This window comes from Aliivibrio sp. A6 (genome assembly GCF_028765505.1).
Classification (GTDB): Bacteria; Pseudomonadota; Gammaproteobacteria; order Enterobacterales; family Vibrionaceae; genus Aliivibrio; species Aliivibrio finisterrensis_A.
Genome location: NZ_JARACR010000044.1, coordinates 1 through 18,848, shown reverse-complemented (window position 1 = coordinate 18,848; position 18,848 = coordinate 1). Strand labels below are relative to the sequence as shown.

Genomic DNA, 18,848 nt, shown 5'->3' with positions numbered 1-18,848 from the left:
TAAAAATAGCCTTGGATAAATAAAAATAAGATGGATAAAAGACAATCACGTAAGAGAATTGCCATTATTGGTGGCGGGATAGCAGGCTCAAGCATTGCCATGTATTTATCTGAGTATGATATTGATATTAATGTCTTTGAAGAAGGCACAAGTTTAGTTAATGGGCCGCCAATATGTCACCTTCATGCCGGGGGGAATTTATACCGAGAGATCTCTGATGAACAATGTACGACGTTACTCACTGAATCTATTGAAACTGTGCGTTACTTTCCTCATACATTAAACGAACGGCCAACTATTATCGCAATCCCTAAAGTCGATAAAGGTCAACCTGAGGCGTTACTACCTCGTCTAAAGCTATTGCAGAAAATCTATTCTAAATTAATAGAAGATGACCAAAGTAATCAAGTTTTTGGCCCTGCATCTGATTACTTTAAAACCTATTCAAAATTAGACCTGCAAAGAATTGCATCATACCCTCCAACCAATAACCCTAAAACACTTGATGATTGGTTAATTGGTTTTTCCAAACAAGTCGACCTGAACCAATTAAAATACCCAATTGTGCTTGTTCAAGAATATGGCTTAAGTGTCTTTCGTATGGCGGCGACAGCACAATTAACATTATCCAATCAAAGCAACGTAACCCTAAATTATGCCAGTTCAGTAAATGGAGTGGTCAAAAATGAAGAACATCATAACGGTTGGGTTTTGAGCTACACAAAAGAAAGTCAAGTATACTCAGATACGTTTGATTATGTAATTAACAGCGCCGGTTTTAAAACAGGCATAATCGACGATCTTGCCAATAAGCCTAAAAAGAGATTGGTTGAGTTTAAAGCCGCATACGTTACCCACTGGGGCAACGAAAATTATGGTAAGTGGCCCGAAATAATCTTTCATGGAGAACGAGGAACACCTCAAGGTATGGCTCAATTTACGCCATACCCAAATGGGTATTTTCAGTTACATGGTATGACAGAAGAAATAACGCTATTTAAAAATGGTTTATCTAGTTCTTGTCATCTTTCAGCACACCCTAAATTACCTAAAGAGTTTAATAAAAAAATCACCCAAGGCTGGGATCAAAAAGTACAAAAAGAGAGAACACAAAAGGCCATCGATTATTTAGCTCAATTTATGCCAGAATTTGCGCAAGCAAGACCCGGCGGAAAGGCATTGTATGGTGCTCAACAAATCCCTGGCGATGACATTACATTAAGAGCAGCAAACATATCCTATACATCTGACGGTTACTTTAGGGCTGAAATTGTCAAAGCATCTTCTGCGATAACATGCGCTAAAGAAATAGCGCAATTAATACGTCTACAAGAAAATAAAAAATCAGCGTTAATTTTTACTATAGAAGAAGTTGAAAAGAAAGCAGAAGCATTAGCAAAAGAACGAGGTTACCCCGTAGAGTTGGCACAAGTATATTAATAAGTTTAATGGTAAGCATGAACCAAGTAACAGGGTGGCGTTCTGGTGTTTAGATGCATGCAAATCTTAATTATTAGCATGATATAGACGCCATTTTCATACTCCTTTCATATAGATGTGTACATTATCACTTTGAACTACAATAGTTTATGCCGTACGGTAGTAAAAAATGCGATAATTTGATTGAATTATCTCGTTTTTTTGTTGAAAATAGCCACATAGTGATTTCATCAAGGTGATATGTGGAATTTTTACTGAAACGCCGTTGGCCTAGATTTGAATGTAAAAAATCGGTCAATGCAAAAATTTTTTGGGCACATCGATTAATGCCATTTGTCAGTGTTAAGCTGATGGATGTATCAAAAAAAGGGTTTGGATTTACCAGCGAACGGAAGCTTCAGGAAGGCTGTTGTGAATTAAGGATCCGTTCTTTTCCTGCGATGATGGGGAACATTGTCTATCGTAAAGAATTTAAAAATCAAGCAGGTGATACTTGCTATCAATACGGTTTTTATTTAACTACGCAGTTACATAAGACGCAAATTGAAAATCTAGGGTGTAGAGGGGTTATTAATATTGAGCACATCAATAATGATCCAAAAAAGGAACCGTTAGGTTAACAGTACTTTTAGTTTGTAGAACATTCGAACAAAGCGAAACAAAGGAAATATTTTAGTAGCGCATGCTTGTTAGTCGTTTCTAATGGATGGAAAATAGAGCGATTAATGCATGCGAGCTGAAACTTTTTTTGTATAATAATGGCGAGATCATCATTATCTTCTGGAATTAAATTATGGATCCCTTGATGATTAAAGCTTATTCCCACCTCAGGTAAATTACCAGTCCACCAATGATACAGTGTTTTGCTGCTACGAGTTCTGTCAAACCAATGATCACACAAAATAGCAAGATGGTCTGAGCGTTTGATTTTACTCTCTTTGACTAACTGTTTAATAGCAGAAAAAATTTGATCTTTAGCTTCCGTTTTTGCGTTAAGAAACTGAGGATAAATTAACCATGTTTTTTTATTCTCTATTACAATAGTATAAATATAAAGGTCATGATTTGTATCATATGAGTGCATTGAGCATTCGACATCGGTATATTCTTGTTTTACTAATGCCAGCAACCGCCGCTGAAACGCAGCACTTAAATGCGCAGGGGACATTCCCCGGTTGTGAATAGTAGGGTAATGATGCTGACAAAGCGCTTTATAATCATCACCAAATGCACTCAGCGAATTAATAAATAACGACTCTAACAAAAAGTCTTCCTTATAAAAAAGTCCAGTGTCGCTTCATAACTCTGGACTTTCAATAGTTAATATTAAGAATTAACGATTTTCAAAGCGATTATAATCTAATAAACCAGCTTCAACAGGGTAGTGTTCTCGATACCATTGGCTTAGTTCATCACTGTAAGCCCAAAATTTGTCTGAACTTCGGCGAATAGCAAAGTTATCCAGTAGTTTAATATAATCTACTTCGGTATCAATATCAGCGAGTTGCTTAACAAAACTAGGAACATCAGTTTCGTTAATTTCTAAAAATGCAGCAGGGTAACTACCAACAATGCCGTAAAGCAGAGAAAAACGGTCTAATTCCGGAGCTCTATTTTTTTCTTCATTAAACAGAGATGATATATTTTTATGTGCGCTGGTATTAAGTAGTGTGAAAAATTCACTTCGTTTATCTGTTGCTGCAATGATTTTAATCGTGATGATTTGCGGTAAGTATTGTAAACCCTCACCTTTAATCGCATCGATTTCACGTAACTTAACTAATGTACTTGTTGCTAATTTTGAATTCGCTACGTTGTAACGTTGAGTTACATTCCCTCCGATATGTTTACGTAATAATGAGAATAACTCTGCCTTTGGATTATCCGAGACATACTGGATCTTGGTTGGTTGTTCAAAAGGTTGAACGTCACGTTGCATATATTTACTTAGTTGAGGAGATGGATTTTGATACCAACTCTGCCACTCTTCTCGACGTATCTCTTTTGGTAATAGCGTTAAGAAATTGCTTTCACCTTCCATTCGTAAAAAGTCCATGTACATACGTGTCATTAATTGATGACCAAAATTACCATAGACATCAAATCCAGCAACGAGTAAATAGTGAATTCGTTCTAATAAAGCATAATCAATAACCCAAGCCGTTTTTGGTGTTGGTCCATTAAGCCCTTTAATTACAGATGCGCTATCAAAATGTCGATAAATGGTGAGAGCTGCATTATCATTGTTTTTATCTCCCGCCCAAACGAGTTCTGGTGTTAAATGCTGTCCATTTTTAAAGACCTGATTTAGGTACGTATTTTTAGCCTCCAAATAACGAGCTTGGTTACGTGAATATTGAATCCAACTCGTAATTGGTACGGTAGTGCTGTCTAATTCTGCAGGCAAAGCTAAATTCTGTTTTTGCTCTCTGTAAAATTGCTCAACATTTGGGTTGTTAGCAGTTTCAGGATCAACAAAAAAGACCCAAAAATGGTCATTAATTACATTCAAAGCTAACTGTCCACGACAAACTGGACCTTTTATAAAGCCTTGAATTGTATCTTGAGCCTCATCTAATAGGTAACGATAACGTGAATCAACAGGTAAATCGACAAAAGTAACCAGTGGATTCGCAGCAATTTCTGTTGAATAACTTGGGAGCTTAGTTACAGTGTAACTATTATTTACAAACCATTCTTGCCATTTTTGATAGCGATTCTTATCAAGAAAGTATGGCATATGTGTTTTATCAACAGTTGTGCTGCGAACAGCAACGAGACGGTAATAAACACGGTCAACGTTAGGGTCATCATAAGGTCGGCGAGTCACTATTAATGACAGCGGTTTCCCTGGTGGAGTCGAAGAACGAACTAATTTAAAGAAACGTAAATGCGATGGCTCAGTATTAAAATACAAATTATTAAGAAACAGATGCTCGTACAGATAGCGACTTGTGAGTTGTTGCTTTAATGAATCGCCATTAAAGAAGGATTCCCATTGATTGATCAACGTAACTTCATGATCAGTTAAAGGCTTTATATCACTCATTTTGGCACCTTGCTCAAGCCAAGAATACAGCAAATCATGTTCCTGAGTATTTAACTCTGGCATCCCATAAGGCATGCCCCATGTCGGGTATTGTGATTCATAATCAGCCATCTCTTCAATAGTAGGGCATTGCTGCTCACGGTCGATTGAAAAATCGTAACCTTGCAGTTGATCGTCTTTAGCAAGTGGATTATTTTGTTTTAAAGTAAGCATGCGAGCCATCACACCCGCTTCAGTATTAGCAATACTACTTTGCTCACGTTCATTTAAAATGGGAGTAAAGCCTATATCACGCCATTCTTGAGTTGTTTGAGCATCTTCAAAAAGTCGAGTAGGGTTAGCAGCTACGAGACGTGTTCCTTGATAGATAAGCGATTTATGCGCACCTCGGTCGATCCCTTCAGCGGAGGACATTTTTAGCTGGCAAGGTGCATCGTAACATGCGTGGCAAACAACACATCGGTTATCTATAATTGGTTTGATATCCGTTAAATAGTCAATACCTTCAGGGGATTGATAGTCATAGACCCTTTGTTGTACTTGTGACTTTCCAAACAGCTGATCGTAATTGTACGTTGCGTATGTCGCACAACCAGAAAAAATAATGACCAAAATGAGAAATAATGGGCGTTTGAAAAACATAACGGTATCCATGAAATAAAGAGATAAGTTTTATTGTAATAATAAATGCGGAAAAAAACAAAAAAAGCCCGTTTACCTTTCGATAAACGGGCTTGATTTAACTAAGAATTTTAAACAGTAGCAGGGCTTAGCTGTTGTGCTTTTTCTTCTGTAATTGGTTTAGTAATTAATGCTAGAACAATTGCAACACCAACCATTACTGCAGAAATAGTGTAAGCCAGAGCATAATCACCACCTTGTGTCATAGAGTAACCTACAACTGCTGCACCGATAGCACCACCAATACCCCATGACGTGTAAAGCACACCGTAGTTGGTACCATAGTTTTTAAGACCGTAGAATTCAGCAGTAAGTGATGGGAATACAGCTAGAAGCGTACCATAACCAACAGCGGCAACTGCAGTACCAATAATTAGCATCACTTCACTGTCGTACATGCCAAATAATGCCATGTTTGCACCTTGAAGAACAAATGCAATAAGTAGCGTTTTAACACCACCAATTTTATCTGACAGCATACCAGCAGCCACACGACCACCTGAGTTAAAGATAGCAAGAAGTGACGCTAAATAAACCGCGTTAGGAAGATTTGCTTGCATACTTGCGATAGTAGTAATGTTACCAATGATCATAAGACCTGCAGACGCGGCAAATGCATACATAATCCATAAAGAATAAAACTGAGGTGTTTTAAGCATTGCTTTCCAGTTTAAATCCATTGGTTTACGTGTTGTAACCGCAGCTTTACCTGCTTTTACTTTTGGTTCTTCAGGTTGGTAACCTTCTGGTGGGTTATTGATTGTTGTTGCTAATGGAACAGCAATAATAAGAATCGCAACACCAAGAACTAAGAAACTTGTTTGAATACCATACATTGAAATTAATGCTGAAGTAACAGGCGCTAAGTAAATAGCAGCAAGGCCAAAACCAGCAGCGATTAAGCCATTAACCATGCCTTTCTTAGAAGGATGGAACCACTTCATAGCAGAAGGCGCAAGACAAGCGTAACCAAAACCAATACCAGCACCAGTCATCACACCAAACGTTAAGTTAAGCATAAAAACAGTGTCAGCAAAACTTGATGCGATCATACCTAGGCCAACTAAGATTGTACCGAAGATCAAAATTAAGCGTGGGCCCATGCGATCTTGAAGAATACCAGCAACAAGAAGACAGATAGAAAAAGTGATTGTTGCAGTTGCATAAGGTTGAGAGGCTTGTGATGCCGTCCAGCCCATATCAGTAACAAGAGCCTTGTTAAATACGCTCCATGCGTAAAGAATTCCCAAACATAGGTTAATACAGAAGCCTGCAAGCAGGATACGCATTGCTTTATCGATATTTTTCATCGCAATCTCAGTGAGTTGAAAGTTTATTACAGTTTAATGTATGTTTTTTTTGATTGTACTCATGTAAACATGACTTGCATCACGTTAATGAGCGCGGAGTTTATCAGCACTTTGTGTTTATTGGAATAGTTTGTATGAAAATTACACCATGTTTTTTCAATCTAATATTCCATATTTGACACTGTCAAAACAATGACGCGATCGGCATTAAATTGTCAGGTTTATGTAAATTTATGATCTAACATCTATTTTTACAATTAATTGCTTGATAATATCCGCCGCGTTAAAACATAACCAATAATATGAGAAAATATGAACTTCAAAAAAATTAAAATCGCAGTGGCAGTTACTCTAGGCATCACAACACTTACAGGTTGTATGGGTCAAATGGGTGTATCAAAACTTGTTGCATTTGGTAACTTAAAAGCAGTAGATAACCGCTATGGTCGTGCTGGACTTTATATCCTACTAGCGCCTGTATATGGTGTTGCTGCATTTGCCGATCTATTTGTGTTTAACTCAATTGAATTTTGGACTGGTAAAAACATCATTACAGGTAAAAGCCCAGCAGTAGTAGATACCAATGTTGGTGGTGCTGTTTTTAAAGTAAATGATAAAATTGATTCATCAATGACCAAAGCACCAATTGCGCCACTTCAAGTAAATAACAATGTGAAAAATGCTTCGTTTAATCAAATCGATGAAAACACATTAGAGATGCACGTTGCACTACTAGATGGTACTCAACAAGTGCTGCGTGGTGAGAAGACAGATGATAGCGTTGCATTTTACTTAGATGGAAACTACATCACAACAGTACAAGTTGAAGAGTTAGAAAACTATGTAGCGGCTTCTCAAGCATAATATAGCTTCTATTCTTTCATGATAAAAAGCACTCAAGTGATTGAGTGCTTTTTTTTGCTTTACTTCAAAAAAATTCATTTATTTCTATTTTTATTTTAACGTTTAATTTAACCATTAAGTAACAAATTGCGCTTCATATATAAGACTATATTACTGCAGTTCAGCATTTACTCTTTAAAGGCTAAATCCTAATGAGATCATGTAACAACTGCGCAACAATCTCCATTTTTCCCTTAGTTGAATTTCCAATAAAAAGCGATAAAATACTACGTAAACAAAGATTTCAAAATTGAAGGGATGCTCTCAATTTATCTTCGAGGTGTTTATGAAACTATTATTTATCTTCTTACTCTCTACTATAGGCGGTGTTGCAGCTGCTGAGCATTTTCATTCATTTATCCTAGGCTTAAGTATTGCGACACTTGCGGTTGGCACTTGTCACTGGTTTGCATTTAGAACCACAAAATACCCACAACTGGCTTTAGTACTGTTACTGCTTGGTCTATTTTCAAAAATGGCGGTAACTATCGTAGGAGTTATGATGGCTGTGGATGCAGAATTAATTACTTCGCCATTTATTTTTGCTGTTTCTTATCTATTCTTTTCAATCGTAGCAACATACCTATGGTTTAAAATTAAAGATCGTAAAATCTCGCAACAATTATTAAATAGACATTCTGGTACGGTTTAACTAAATCCTCTGCTAGTCATTGAAAAGAAGGAGCTTAGGCTCCTTTTTTGTTTTTGAATTATGCTATACCGTATCTATAATAATCATTCCTTGATATAGTAATGATAGTTTTATTAAAAAAAAGGGTTTATAGATGGCGATTTCCATCTTAATTTGCGATGATTCAGCACTTGCTCGTAAACAATTAGCACGAGTGATACCTTCTTCATGGGGAGCAAATATTGAATTTGCTCAACACGGTTGGGATGCCATTGCTAAGCTTGAAGCTCAGTCATACGATCTTTTATTTCTTGACCTTACCATGCCTGAGTTGGATGGCTATGGCACATTAGAAGAAATGAGAGCACGCAGGATAACAACTCAAGTTGTTGTTGTTTCAGGTGATATTCAACCAAAAGCGCAACAAAAAGTAGCAGAACTTGGTGCTAAAGCATTTATAAAAAAACCTGTTGATAAGCCTACATTAATTTCCACACTAGGTTCAATTAGCATTAAACCTGAAGTTCAAGCGACGTATTCGCCACAACCAGTAACGTCTATTCAACTTCGTCGCCGTGATATATATTTAGAAGTCGCTAATGTTGCAATTGGCCGAGCAGCTGATTCTTTGGCTCGTCATTTTGATGTTTTTGTTCATATGCCTTTGCCAAACGTGAATTTATTTGAGATGAGCGAACTTCAGATGACACTTCGTCATTTAGCCAGCAATGAAAATATGTCAGGAGTATGTCAAGGATTTAGTGGTGAAGGGATTGCGGGAGAAGCCTTGGTACTGTTAAGCGATTCAAGCGTAACAGATCTAACTAAATTAATGGATTACCCCGAAGTAACAGAGAATAGCTTAGAACTAGAGTTATTGATGGATGTGTCTAATATTTTAGTAGGGGCATTCTTAAAAGGAATTGGTGAGCAAGCAGAGGTTAGATTCTTTCAAAGCGCCCCAGTTCTTCTTGGTCAACATGTTTCGGTGAACAGTGTTATTGAATCAACCAAAGGGTCGTTCAATCGTATTATGGCATTTGAGGTAAGTTACAGTATTGATAATACAAACATTAAGTGCGATTTACTTTTAATGATTGTCGATGAGTCATTACCTATATTAGATAATAAACTAGCTTACTTACTGGATGATGAATAATGAATGGTATTCCTGCTGAGTTTGAACAATTTCACTGGATGGTTGACATGGTACAAAATGTTGACCTTGGCTTAATCGTAGTTGATAAAGAATTCAATGTTCATCTTTGGAATGGCTTTATGACACACCATAGTGGCAAACAAGCCCATGATGTAATGGGAAAGTCATTATTTGAAATATTCCCAGAGATAGATAGCTCTTGGTTTAAAGCAAAGTCAAAGCCAGTTTTTGAACTGGGTACACGAAGTTTTGTTATTTGGCGACAAAGGCCTTATTTATTTCACTGTCGTAATGTTCGACCGATAACTCAACAAAGTCACTTTATGTATCAGAATGTCACATTAAACCCAATGCGAAGTACAACAGGGGAGATTAAATCTATGTTTCTTGCTGTTGAAGATGTTACCGCAGAGGCATTGGCTGAAACACTAAACAAATAAATGAAAATGCGATAAATAAGACAAAAAAATGGAGACACGATAGTCTCCATTTTATTTAAACTTATTTATTTGCTTTCTTATCCGCTTCTGTCAGTTCACGGATCTTACGGCTGATATCACGACGTGATTTAGAGATCTCAGCACTTTTGATGATGTGATCATCAACACGATCTTCATAATCAGCTTTCATATTTTGAACAACTGCAATGATTTCGTCTGTAGACATTGTAGGGTGAATATAATCCAGCATATTTTCTAAAAGAGTCACACGCTTTTGGTTATCACGAATTTTCTTTTGGTTATCTTGTAGCTCACGCTTTAGTTTATTTTTACGACGTGCTTGGTTGATGATTTCAAAAACGTTATTCATTTTTATTTCCTATAATATGTAATAGCCACTTTCTTGATTAAATCATAAATGCAACATTGAAAACAATAACAAGATCAATACAGTGCTAAAAAAAACATTTAACCGATAAATTAAACCGCTTTTTTCTCTTCAATGTCTGCTGTTTCATTTTTAGAGATAAGCGTTACTTTTTCTGACTCAACAACTTCACGGTTTTCACCAATAAGTAAGCCACCTTTTTCAATAGTCAAATGCTGAGTTTGCATTGTGCCTTTGAACTTTCCTTTTGGCTGGATACTTACTTCACCACCTTGACAAGTACCTTCAACTAGACCATTAATAAGTACTAATCCAGCGTTTATGTCACCTTGAACTCTACCAGTCGGCGTTACAATTACTTCCGCTTCTGTAAAGATATTCCCACTAACAAAGCCGTCAATTTGAATGCTTTGATCTGATTCAATATTACCTGTTACACGACAGCCTTTGGCAATAATAGATAATGATGCTGCGGTAGACCGACTACTAAAAAGGCCCATACAGGTTTCTCCAATTGATATTAAACTAACGAAAGAATATTATCATGGATAGAAGACTGAGGGATCACTAATTACATTATCAACATCAGTATTTAGCAATATAGCTCACATTTTTATTGTGTATAGTATCGATTATAGTAAAAGGATTACAAATAATGAGAACAATAACCCAAACAGAAATCCGCATTATTGGTTGTTTAATTGAAAAAGAAATCACAACACCAGAACACTATCCACTAACACTCAATTCATTAACCACGGCATGTAACCAAAAGAGCAACCGTGACCCTGTCACATCGATGAGTGAATCTGATGTTTTAGATGCATTAAATACATTAATTAACGATCGTATCGTGACTGATGAAACTCGTGGTAACTCAAGAGTGGCAAAGTATCAACATCGATTTTGTAATACAGAGTTTGGTAGCCTTAAACTGTCAAAACAAGAAATTGCCATATTATGCGTTTTGTTTCTGCGTGGGCCACAAACACCTGGCGAGCTAAGAACTCGTACCCAACGTTTATGCGAATTTGAAAATGTGGCACAAGTAGAAGCCGTATTAAATAAATTAGCGGCAGATGAGAACGGCCCTAAAGTTGTTAAATTATCGAAAGAACCAGGAAAGCGCGAAGCTCGATATGGACATTTGTTCTGTGGCGATATTAGTGACACCGTCACTATAGAGCAGAGTCAAAATACTCACACACACAGCTTAGAAGAGAATAAACGTATTGAACAGCTAGAAACTGAAGTATCCCAATTACGCACCGAACTTGATGAGTTAAAACAATTAGTAAACGACGTTCTCTCATAATTGCATGACAGAAATTAAATCTAATTGGACACTCTATCTAATAAGAACGCAAACAAATAGTTTGTATTGTGGTATTACTAATAATTTATCTCGGCGCTTTGAAATGCACAAGGCAGGAAAGGGCGCTAAGTACTTACGCGGAAAAGGACCTTTAACATTAGTATGGTCGCACAATGTTGAATCAAAATCCCAAGCGTTAAAGTACGAATACCGCATAAAAAAAATGACCAAAGCCTCAAAAGAAGCCTTGGTCAATAATTTAGTTGCGTTACCTGCTATAGATTAATATTGGATTAATCGTAAATAGTAGGAATTGGTTGACGTTTATGCTGAGACAGTTGATAAATTTTTATTAATTTAGCTTCTGCTTCAGCATCTATTTTTTTCCCTTCTAAGAAGTCATCAATCTGGTCATAAGTAACAGAAAGAGCATCTTCATCCGCTTTTTGTGGTGCGAGTTCTTCAAGATCTGCTGTGGGTACTTTTTTAACTAACTGCTCAGGTGCGCCTAATGTTTCAGCTATTTTTCTCACTTGGCGTTTATTTAAACCAAATAATGGGGCTAGATCGCAGGCGCCGTCGCCAAACTTCGTATAAAAACCAGTAATATTCTCTGCCGAATGGTCAGTACCTAAAACTAATCCACCAACATAACCAGCAACTTCATACTGTGCAATCATACGTGCACGCGCTTTTACATTGCCTTTAACAAAATCAATTTTTGCAGAATCAGAAGGCAGTAAACCTGTATGCTCAAGGCCAATGTGAGACGCCTTATGCAAACCATCAACACCTTCTTTAATGTTAATGCTAATAGAATGAGAAGGCTGAATAAAAGACAAGGCCATCTGTGCTTCATCTTCATCTTTTTGGATACCATACGGCAAACGAACTGCAATAAATTGATACTTTTTAGTATCATATTTATCATTCAGCTCATTAATAGCAATCTGAGCTAATCGCCCACATGTTGTTGAATCAACACCACCGCTAATGCCAAGGATTAAAGAGGTACAGTGAGCCTTGAGCAAGGTTGCCTTAATAAAATTGACGCGTATTTTAATTTCATTAACCGGATCAATTGATGGTTTAACTTTCATTTCTTCAACAATCAGTTGTTGCATTCTCATTCCTTTACTCTATTGAGACAGTTGGCAGTTAATTTGATAATCATACTGAATTTACACAATTAATAACAGCCTAATAGTGTTATAGGATAGCCATCAACAAAATTTTCACTTATGCTAACTAATAATGCCGTTAATAAGAGAAAAGTCATGAACATTGCTGTATTTGGTAGCGCATTTAACCCACCATCATTAGGCCACAAAAGTGTCATTGAGCGTTTAACTCACTATGATAAAGTGTTATTAGTTCCTAGCATTTCTCATGCTTGGGGAAAAAAAATGCTTTCTTATGAAGACAGAATAGAGATGGTCTCTGCTTTTATTAACGACTTACCCCTTAACAATGTCGAAATATCGCTGATTGAAAAAGAACTGTATGTTCCAGAGCAAAGCGTGACTACTTTTTCTTTATTAAAAAAGCTTCAAGAATTGAATAAAGAGGCCGATATAACCTTTATCATCGGACCAGACAATTTACTTAAGTTTGACAAGTTTTCAAAAGCCGATGAGATAATAAAGCGTTGGAATGTAATGGCTTGCCCTGAAACACTTCCTGTCAGAAGTACTGATATACGAAACGCAATAAAAAAAGGTGAGGACATTACTCACTTAACAACACAAGGTGTCCAACTTTACATAAAGGCACACCATTTATACGAGTAGTCACGATGAAGAAACAAGTCGCTATAATCAGTTTATTAACAACAACTATGTCCATGGATTTAATTGCCAAGGATAACTCGACTTGTCTACAAGAAAGCTATGATAACTACTCTCGTCAAATTTATTCATCAAACTCAAAATGTCTTATACCTTTATTTGAGGTGAATCAGTTTATTTATCAGTTAACAGAAATAACAGAAAACATAAAGTCAGACGTTATGGAAGAAGGATTTTGGGATAAATGGGCTTACAGTACAGGGGATGATCCTTTACTAACCGGCTACCTAAGTGATAGTGCGGTAGGCTTTACTGTATGGCAGCCTGAAGAGTATTATGACAAAAAAATTGAAGAGTTTGATTCTTATGGTGAATGGTTGGAAAGCCACGGCCTACAGTTAAGCTTGGCCTTTGGTGGGGAAGAAAAGGGCAAGAATACCCGTTTTCGAATTGATTACCGTTGGCATGATCGTGCTGACGATCAATTGTTCATGCAACTAGAAATCCCATTCCAATAAAACCAAGCTAGGTTCGTATAATGCATTAATCCAATAAAGTGTAAGCTTGCTCTAGTAATTCCGTATTTCCTGAAAAATAGCGCTCTGCAATCATACTATTCTTAGCACCTGATTTACGCATTTTATCCGCTTCTCTTACTTTCAATGTCATCATCATATCAGGAGAAACCTGACTATGCTTTATCTCTTTATTTTCAGATAATTGAGATAAGTAAGTATTGATATGCTGTGATTCTGGAGATAAATCCGTATGAGGTGACGCTTCTAATAACTCATCTTGCATTACGTACAATAAATGCTGTTTGGCATTTTCAGTCATCGCTATTGCTTGAAGTTTACCAAAACCCGCAGAAAGTAGAGGTGTTGAGGTGATATAGCCACCTTGAGTAGGTAGCGCTTCACGTGTGCGAATTGAGAACATTAATGTAGATAATGTAGAGTTAGGAACAATCGTCATTGATGATAGAGCATCAAAAGGTATCCAAAACAATTCACCAGGCAACACTAGATATTCCCATTTACCAAGGCGAATAAGTACGGCTCCAGTTTGCACGGAAATCAACTCATAATGATTCTTCTTTTTTCTTGCCGTATAAAGAAGGTGTGAATGTGTTCCTGACTGAAACGTAATTGCGTTTTTCATAGCTACCTCTGATTTGAAGCCCGTAACTCTACTGGTTTTTATCTAAAAATCAACGGATTCTCATCAATTACGGCGATATTTAATGACCAATGGTACGACCTCTTTAATTGATCACGTACAACTGGAATAAAATCAAGTAGAATACGCGCTACTTCCTTTTTTAGTAACCAGAAGTCCAAACATGACCACACAAGATATCTATCAAGAAATTCGCCCTTACAATGATGATGAAGTTCCTGCCGCTATTGAGCGTTTAATTTCTGATGATGAATTCATTACAGCGATTCTGCACTATAAGTTTCCGTCTGCTTCTAAGTTTTTATTTTGGTTATTAGCACCGTTACTGCGTTGCAAACTACGTAAATCACTGTCTAAAATAACAACAGTAGAAGACGTTCAGTTAAATGTAGCAACTTACTTAAATAAAACGGTCAAAAAAACCACTGATGGCATTACGTACTCTGGATTAGATAAATTAGACCCAAAACAAGCGTATTTGTTTGTGTCTAATCATCGTGATATCGCCATGGACCCAGCTTTGATGAATTGGGTGCTATATAATAACCATATGCAAACCGTAAGAATTGCCATTGGTGATAACTTATTAAAGAAAGCGTGCAGTACTGAGCTGATGAAGCTTAACAAAAGTTTTATTGTTAAACGTTCAGCAAAAGCACCACGTCAAATGCTAAAAGCGTTGGGTGAACTATCTTCATATATCAAGCACTCTTTGGAAACCAATAACTCTATTTGGATTGCTCAAAAAGAAGGGCGAGCAAAAGACGGTAACGATTTTACTGATCCTGCGATTTTAAAAATGTTTCATGTAGAAGGGCGTAAGCGCAAAGAAGCTTTTTCTGATTATATGAATGATTTGAAAATTGTTCCTGTTTCTATCTCTTATGAAAATGACCCGTTAGATATTCAAAAAGCCAAAGAATTAAATGCAGTGGCTACCTTAGGCTCTTACGAAAAAGGGGAGTTTGAAGATATTGATAGCATCATCAAAGGGATTATCGGTAATAAGAAACGCATACACATCCACTTTGGTGACGTTGTCACTTCAGCGCCAGAAACGGCTGATGAACTGGCAGCAGCCATGGACAAAGAAATTACACAAGGCTATCGTTTATTCCCAATGAATTACGCCGCTGCTAATAGTGAATCAGAAGAAGTCACTTCTGAAGTTAAACGTGAACTAGAAGAAAAATTGTCACACTTAACAGCAGAAGAGCAACCATTTCTACGTGCGCTTTACGCAAATCCAGTTAAAAACGCAGGATAAGTAAGGGATTCAATTAAAAAGCTTTTTATCCCAATGAGGAGGATTACCCACTTGTTGGGATAAAAAGTCAATAAAGGTACGCACTTTTGGTGGCAAATGTTGGCGTCGAGGATAAACAGCGTAAATAGGTAGCTCCATATCTGCTTGCCACTCCTTTAATATTTGAATCAAACTGCCATTTTCAAATTCATCTTCAAGTAAATAGCTTGCTAAATACGCAATGCCAGCACCTGCTTTGGTTGCATCTAAAATAGCAGAAGCATTATCTATTTTAAAAATACTTTGTACTTTAACCACTTGATGAACACCATCACGAGTAAATTCCCACTCATTAAAGCGTCGTTCATTACTATGATAGGTGATGCATTTATGCTGTGCTAATTCAGCTGGACGCAATGGTAAGCTATTCTCTTTAATGTAGCTTGGAGAAGCGGCAACAATAAAGCGACAATCTGCAATTTTCCTCGCCACCATGCCTTCAGGAATATCATCATGAATTGCTATCCAGCAATCTAAACCGTCTTCAAGTAATTTAGGTTTATGATCAAATAAACTAACCTCCAATTCAACATCTGGAAAATGAGCTTGGAATTCAGCTAATGCATGGATAATGTGGCTATTACCAAAAGACTGAGCGATACCAACTTTAAATACACCAGAAATACGCCCATGATGAGCATCTAATAGGGCATCAGCTTCATAAGCAGTATCTACCAGCTTTTGACAATACTCAGCATATTGATGACCGAGCTCTGTAATAGAGACCGAGCGGTTATTACGTTGAACGAGTTGGCAATCTAAACGTGTTTCTAGCGCTTTAATTTGTTTAGATACATGCGACTTAGAAATACCCAGTTTTTCAGCCGCACGAGTAAAATTTAGCTCATTTGCTACCATCGCAAAGATTACCATTTGATGTAGATTATCTAACATTATTAAGCCTAGAGAAGAAATATCTGGCTATTGTAATACTACTTAAAAATATAACCATCTACTTTTATGCTTTCAGGAAAAACCGTAATAGGTCTGCCACCCAAATAAATATTACCATTAACCACGAGGTCATCAGGAAGTGACGTAATTTGTGAGTGACCAAGGAATAGGTTGCCTTTCACTACAAGTTGTTTTGGTAATGTTTTTAATGGTGTTCGTATTACGCTTAGATCGCCGTTTACTTTTAAACGCGGAGGGAGTTCAGTGAGTCCTGACCCTGCAAAATTAATAAAGCCTGCGACTTTAATGCCTCTGGTATAGCGTTTAAGTTGAGTGGTTCCAGCTAAATTCAAGTAGCCCTTTACTTGGGTGCCTTTAGGAATGTTTTTAATTACGGTATTTGCTAAGTTTAGATCACCATTAACTACCAAACCTTTAGGCAGTTTTTTTATTTTACTATTCGCAAGGTTCACATCACCTTTAAGCTCTAAATTATCAGGGAGTTCAGTGTAATTAGTATTACGTAAGCTGATATTTCCATAGCTATCTATATGATTAATGAGTCGATGTTTATTTAACATTTCAGCAGAAGTTGAAAAGGGGACCAAGGCTGTAAAGATAAGAGCAAAAAGAGTAATAATAGTTTTAGGCATAGATAAATAACTTTGTAGTAATGGCTTGACACTGTATCGACCACATCTTAAATAAGTTTAATTTAGAACAGTGATATGAGTCCTGTTTTTACGTTTTTATTATGAAAACACATTTGATATAGTGAAATTCGGTATCTAAGTGCCGAAGTAAAAAATTTAATTAAAGGTAAGGAGACGTAATGTCTAAAGCGACTGGTACTGTAAAATGGTTTAACGAAGAGAAAGGTTTTGGTTTTATCGCTCAAGAGAACGGACCTGATGTGTTCGCTCATTTCAGTGCAATTCAATCAGACGGTTTCAAAACGTTGAAAGAAGGCCAAGCAGTAACTTTTGATGTTGAGCAAGGCCCTAAAGGCCCTCAAGCAAGCAATATCCAACCTGCTTAGTACCAAGATATTAATAAAAAGGCTCTCAATGTGAGGGCCTTTTTTCTTTATTATCTACAATATAATCGATTATTTTCTAAGAGAGCGAGTCTTTAGTTCGTAAATCAGTTTTTCTGCACTACAAGAGAATTTCAAGCGAGCGTGAAGTTCTTTCTCATCGTTAGTCAGTTCAATATTGTACTCAACTTCATCACATACTTCTTTTGCTAAAGATAAGTAATTAGCAAATTCCGCTTCTAATTGCGCTTTATTGTTAGCGAAGATGCTTACTTCTGCAACATCATCACCTTCTTTAATCACAAAGCCCATCTCAGCACTACATCCACAAGCATCGCATGGTACATTTTGTTCTACTTCAGTAGTCATTATTTTATCTCCACAATAAATATACAGACGTTATACTATGTTTCCATGGTTAAGAAAACCCTCTCGGAAAATGAACATAAAGAAGAAACACAAAGATAACAATCGCATATCATTTATGTATCAGTATCGACACTTGAGACGAAAATCCCAAAAAATGAACCTTTATGACAATTCTTTGTCAGAATTAGGCGTAAAATATTGTATTTCCATACTGTATAACGCAGAATGCCGTTAAGTCACATTTAAACAGCAACTGACATTTCGTTACAATCGCGATTCTTAATTTTGAGAGTGCTGTGACGGCCAGAGTGCTATACTACGTTTATCGTGTGAAATATCATAAAAATATTATACAAATGGAGTTGAATCTTATAAATTAACCTAATGTTAATTTCGTTAATTTTTACGATTGATTTCTTAATGGACTAACCACATTAGAAGAGTTTTATTATGCCAAAAAGAAGTAAAGAAGATACTGAAATCACCATCCAGAAAATTATGGATGCGGTTATTGATCAACTATTACGCTTAGGCTATGACAAGATGTCATATACGACACTAAGCCAACAAACTGGTGTGTCAAGAACAGGGATCAGTCATCACTTTCCAAAGAAAACTGATTTTACAGCTGCATTAGACGGCCGTATTTTCCGCTTATTTGCAGAACGTTTAGAAATGCAAGGTGATAAGCAAGCATTTATCGATAGCTGGATTTCATCTTTAGAAGACGAGCAATTCCGAGCTATCTTACGTCTTTTATTCCACCATATCGTTACTTCTGCAAATGCACACGAATTTGCTCGCAATGGTATTGAACGTTTATATGGCATGGTTGAAGACTTATACGGTGAAGAAAGCCGTAAAGATCTAGAATGGCTTATTGGCCTATCTTTGATCCGCATGACAAAATAAAATTATCTACTATAATTAAAAGCTTACCCGCAACGGTAAGCTTTTTTTT

At 36.7% G+C, this 18,848-nt stretch carries 23 protein-coding genes; 13 read left to right on the top strand and 10 right to left on the bottom strand.

Features of this window, described 5'->3' with window-relative positions:
* Window positions 1-30 precede the first annotated feature (30 nt).
* On the top strand, window positions 31-1,440 hold the full coding sequence (locus PVK70_RS17410; protein WP_130049257.1) for an NAD(P)-binding protein: 1,410 nt from the start codon (window positions 31-33) through the stop codon (window positions 1,438-1,440).
* 242 nt (window positions 1,441-1,682) lie between these two features.
* Window positions 1,683-2,060, top strand: coding sequence for a hypothetical protein (locus PVK70_RS17405; RefSeq protein WP_130049258.1), 378 nt, complete (start codon window positions 1,683-1,685; stop codon window positions 2,058-2,060).
* 8 nt (window positions 2,061-2,068) lie between these two features.
* Here the strand turns inward: PVK70_RS17405 and PVK70_RS17400 are convergent, their stop codons facing one another.
* The 3 genes from PVK70_RS17400 to PVK70_RS17390 all read right to left on the bottom strand — a co-directional run bounded on the left by PVK70_RS17400 (window position 2,069) and on the right by PVK70_RS17390 (window position 6,480).
* Window positions 2,069-2,704 (bottom strand): hypothetical protein, encoded by a 636-nt coding sequence (locus PVK70_RS17400; protein ID WP_130049259.1) that lies wholly within the window; start codon window positions 2,702-2,704, stop codon window positions 2,069-2,071.
* Window positions 2,705-2,773: 69 nt separating this feature from the next.
* On the bottom strand, window positions 2,774-5,131 hold the full coding sequence (locus PVK70_RS17395) for a fatty acid cis/trans isomerase (RefSeq protein WP_130049260.1): 2,358 nt from the start codon (window positions 5,129-5,131) through the stop codon (window positions 2,774-2,776).
* A 110-nt stretch (window positions 5,132-5,241) separates the two neighbouring features.
* Window positions 5,242-6,480 carry an L-lactate MFS transporter gene (locus PVK70_RS17390; RefSeq protein ID WP_130046132.1) on the bottom strand — a complete coding sequence of 413 codons (1,239 nt, stop codon included), beginning with the start codon at window positions 6,478-6,480 and terminating at the stop codon, window positions 5,242-5,244.
* Between the two features lie 312 nt (window positions 6,481-6,792).
* On the opposite strand from PVK70_RS17390, the gene PVK70_RS17385 reads away from it, so the two are divergent.
* The 4 genes from PVK70_RS17385 to PVK70_RS17370 all read left to right on the top strand — a co-directional run bounded on the left by PVK70_RS17385 (window position 6,793) and on the right by PVK70_RS17370 (window position 9,613).
* Window positions 6,793-7,344, top strand: a complete 552-nt coding sequence (locus PVK70_RS17385; RefSeq protein ID WP_130049261.1) for a DUF3332 domain-containing protein — start codon at window positions 6,793-6,795, stop codon at window positions 7,342-7,344.
* Window positions 7,345-7,669: 325 nt separating this feature from the next.
* On the top strand, window positions 7,670-8,035 hold the full coding sequence (locus PVK70_RS17380; protein ID WP_130049262.1) for an NADH:ubiquinone oxidoreductase: 366 nt from the start codon (window positions 7,670-7,672) through the stop codon (window positions 8,033-8,035).
* A gap of 133 nt (window positions 8,036-8,168) precedes the next feature.
* On the top strand, window positions 8,169-9,173 hold the full coding sequence (locus PVK70_RS17375; protein WP_130049263.1) for a response regulator: 1,005 nt from the start codon (window positions 8,169-8,171) through the stop codon (window positions 9,171-9,173).
* Complete coding sequence (locus tag PVK70_RS17370; protein ID WP_130046128.1) at window positions 9,173-9,613, top strand: PAS domain S-box protein; 441 nt, start codon at window positions 9,173-9,175, stop codon at window positions 9,611-9,613. The genes PVK70_RS17375 and PVK70_RS17370 overlap by 1 nt, the downstream gene beginning before the upstream one ends.
* 61 nt (window positions 9,614-9,674) lie before the next feature.
* Here the strand turns inward: PVK70_RS17370 and PVK70_RS17365 are convergent, their stop codons facing one another.
* Together PVK70_RS17365 and PVK70_RS17360 are read right to left on the bottom strand one after the other, a co-directional pair.
* Window positions 9,675-9,983: a DUF496 family protein gene (locus PVK70_RS17365; protein WP_130046127.1), complete on the bottom strand. Its 309-nt coding sequence runs from the start codon at window positions 9,981-9,983 to the stop codon at window positions 9,675-9,677.
* Window positions 9,984-10,093: 110 nt separating this feature from the next.
* Window positions 10,094-10,501 carry a bactofilin family protein gene (locus PVK70_RS17360; RefSeq protein ID WP_130046126.1) on the bottom strand — a complete coding sequence of 136 codons (408 nt, stop codon included), beginning with the start codon at window positions 10,499-10,501 and terminating at the stop codon, window positions 10,094-10,096.
* A 155-nt stretch (window positions 10,502-10,656) separates the two neighbouring features.
* On the opposite strand from PVK70_RS17360, the gene PVK70_RS17355 reads away from it, so the two are divergent.
* Window positions 10,657-11,316 carry a YceH family protein gene (locus tag PVK70_RS17355; protein ID WP_130049264.1) on the top strand — a complete coding sequence of 220 codons (660 nt, stop codon included), beginning with the start codon at window positions 10,657-10,659 and terminating at the stop codon, window positions 11,314-11,316.
* Between the two features lie 4 nt (window positions 11,317-11,320).
* On the top strand, window positions 11,321-11,602 hold the full coding sequence (locus PVK70_RS17350; protein WP_130049265.1) for a GIY-YIG nuclease family protein: 282 nt from the start codon (window positions 11,321-11,323) through the stop codon (window positions 11,600-11,602).
* A gap of 7 nt (window positions 11,603-11,609) precedes the next feature.
* On the opposite strand, the gene nadE is transcribed toward PVK70_RS17350, so the two are convergent.
* A complete protein-coding gene (gene nadE / locus PVK70_RS17345) occupies window positions 11,610-12,440 on the bottom strand; it encodes an ammonia-dependent NAD(+) synthetase (RefSeq protein WP_130049266.1) in 831 nt (276 codons plus the stop codon).
* Window positions 12,441-12,593: 153 nt separating this feature from the next.
* Between nadE and PVK70_RS17340 the strand changes: the two genes are divergently transcribed.
* Window positions 12,594-13,106, top strand: a complete 513-nt coding sequence (locus tag PVK70_RS17340) for a nicotinate-nicotinamide nucleotide adenylyltransferase (protein WP_130049267.1) — start codon at window positions 12,594-12,596, stop codon at window positions 13,104-13,106.
* Between the two features lie 5 nt (window positions 13,107-13,111).
* Window positions 13,112-13,621 carry a hypothetical protein gene (locus PVK70_RS17335; RefSeq protein ID WP_130046121.1) on the top strand — a complete coding sequence of 170 codons (510 nt, stop codon included), beginning with the start codon at window positions 13,112-13,114 and terminating at the stop codon, window positions 13,619-13,621.
* 25 nt (window positions 13,622-13,646) lie between these two features.
* Here the strand turns inward: PVK70_RS17335 and PVK70_RS17330 are convergent, their stop codons facing one another.
* Window positions 13,647-14,264, bottom strand: a complete 618-nt coding sequence (locus PVK70_RS17330; RefSeq protein WP_165366923.1) for an AraC family ligand binding domain-containing protein — start codon at window positions 14,262-14,264, stop codon at window positions 13,647-13,649.
* Between the two features lie 181 nt (window positions 14,265-14,445).
* Here PVK70_RS17330 and PVK70_RS17325 point away from each other — a divergent pair, with 181 nt between their 5' ends.
* Window positions 14,446-15,549, top strand: coding sequence for a 1-acyl-sn-glycerol-3-phosphate acyltransferase (locus PVK70_RS17325; protein WP_130049268.1), 1,104 nt, complete (start codon window positions 14,446-14,448; stop codon window positions 15,547-15,549).
* Between the two features lie 9 nt (window positions 15,550-15,558).
* Here PVK70_RS17325 and PVK70_RS17320 read toward each other — a convergent pair whose 3' ends face one another.
* Entirely contained in the window at window positions 15,559-16,482 is a 924-nt protein-coding gene (locus PVK70_RS17320) for a LysR family transcriptional regulator (protein WP_130049269.1), read from the bottom strand.
* A gap of 38 nt (window positions 16,483-16,520) precedes the next feature.
* Window positions 16,521-17,135 carry a hypothetical protein gene (locus tag PVK70_RS17315; protein WP_242504820.1) on the bottom strand — a complete coding sequence of 205 codons (615 nt, stop codon included), beginning with the start codon at window positions 17,133-17,135 and terminating at the stop codon, window positions 16,521-16,523.
* A 179-nt stretch (window positions 17,136-17,314) separates the two neighbouring features.
* Between PVK70_RS17315 and cspE the strand changes: the two genes are divergently transcribed.
* Window positions 17,315-17,521 (top strand): transcription antiterminator/RNA stability regulator CspE, encoded by a 207-nt coding sequence (gene cspE / locus PVK70_RS17310; RefSeq protein ID WP_130046116.1) that lies wholly within the window; start codon window positions 17,315-17,317, stop codon window positions 17,519-17,521.
* A 69-nt stretch (window positions 17,522-17,590) separates the two neighbouring features.
* Here cspE and PVK70_RS17305 read toward each other — a convergent pair whose 3' ends face one another.
* Window positions 17,591-17,887, bottom strand: coding sequence for a YfcZ/YiiS family protein (locus tag PVK70_RS17305; RefSeq protein ID WP_130046115.1), 297 nt, complete (start codon window positions 17,885-17,887; stop codon window positions 17,591-17,593).
* 450 nt (window positions 17,888-18,337) lie between these two features.
* On the opposite strand from PVK70_RS17305, the gene PVK70_RS17300 reads away from it, so the two are divergent.
* Entirely contained in the window at window positions 18,338-18,799 is a 462-nt protein-coding gene (locus tag PVK70_RS17300) for a TetR/AcrR family transcriptional regulator (RefSeq protein WP_130046114.1), read from the top strand.
* Window positions 18,800-18,848: the final 49 nt, after the last annotated feature.

Coding starts and splice junctions, on each gene's coding strand:
- nadE (WP_130049266.1), bottom strand. CDS start 12,440: ATGCAACAACTGATTGTTGAAGAAATGAAAGTTAAACCATCAATTGAT.
- cspE (WP_130046116.1), top strand. CDS start 17,315: ATGTCTAAAGCGACTGGTACTGTAAAATGGTTTAACGAAGAGAAAGGT.
- PVK70_RS17370 (WP_130046128.1), top strand. CDS start 9,173: ATGAATGGTATTCCTGCTGAGTTTGAACAATTTCACTGGATGGTTGAC.
- PVK70_RS17305 (WP_130046115.1), bottom strand. CDS start 17,887: ATGACTACTGAAGTAGAACAAAATGTACCATGCGATGCTTGTGGATGT.
- PVK70_RS17395 (WP_130049260.1), bottom strand. CDS start 5,131: ATGTTTTTCAAACGCCCATTATTTCTCATTTTGGTCATTATTTTTTCT.
- PVK70_RS17360 (WP_130046126.1), bottom strand. CDS start 10,501: ATGGGCCTTTTTAGTAGTCGGTCTACCGCAGCATCATTATCTATTATT.
- PVK70_RS17380 (WP_130049262.1), top strand. CDS start 7,670: ATGAAACTATTATTTATCTTCTTACTCTCTACTATAGGCGGTGTTGCA.
- PVK70_RS17355 (WP_130049264.1), top strand. CDS start 10,657: ATGAGAACAATAACCCAAACAGAAATCCGCATTATTGGTTGTTTAATT.
- PVK70_RS17325 (WP_130049268.1), top strand. CDS start 14,446: ATGACCACACAAGATATCTATCAAGAAATTCGCCCTTACAATGATGAT.
- PVK70_RS17315 (WP_242504820.1), bottom strand. CDS start 17,135: ATGCCTAAAACTATTATTACTCTTTTTGCTCTTATCTTTACAGCCTTG.
- PVK70_RS17320 (WP_130049269.1), bottom strand. CDS start 16,482: ATGTTAGATAATCTACATCAAATGGTAATCTTTGCGATGGTAGCAAAT.
- PVK70_RS17375 (WP_130049263.1), top strand. CDS start 8,169: ATGGCGATTTCCATCTTAATTTGCGATGATTCAGCACTTGCTCGTAAA.
- PVK70_RS17365 (WP_130046127.1), bottom strand. CDS start 9,983: ATGAATAACGTTTTTGAAATCATCAACCAAGCACGTCGTAAAAATAAA.
- PVK70_RS17340 (WP_130049267.1), top strand. CDS start 12,594: ATGAACATTGCTGTATTTGGTAGCGCATTTAACCCACCATCATTAGGC.
- PVK70_RS17300 (WP_130046114.1), top strand. CDS start 18,338: ATGCCAAAAAGAAGTAAAGAAGATACTGAAATCACCATCCAGAAAATT.
- PVK70_RS17385 (WP_130049261.1), top strand. CDS start 6,793: ATGAACTTCAAAAAAATTAAAATCGCAGTGGCAGTTACTCTAGGCATC.
- PVK70_RS17390 (WP_130046132.1), bottom strand. CDS start 6,480: ATGAAAAATATCGATAAAGCAATGCGTATCCTGCTTGCAGGCTTCTGT.
- PVK70_RS17335 (WP_130046121.1), top strand. CDS start 13,112: ATGAAGAAACAAGTCGCTATAATCAGTTTATTAACAACAACTATGTCC.
- PVK70_RS17350 (WP_130049265.1), top strand. CDS start 11,321: ATGACAGAAATTAAATCTAATTGGACACTCTATCTAATAAGAACGCAA.
- PVK70_RS17410 (WP_130049257.1), top strand. CDS start 31: ATGGATAAAAGACAATCACGTAAGAGAATTGCCATTATTGGTGGCGGG.
- PVK70_RS17330 (WP_165366923.1), bottom strand. CDS start 14,264: ATGAAAAACGCAATTACGTTTCAGTCAGGAACACATTCACACCTTCTT.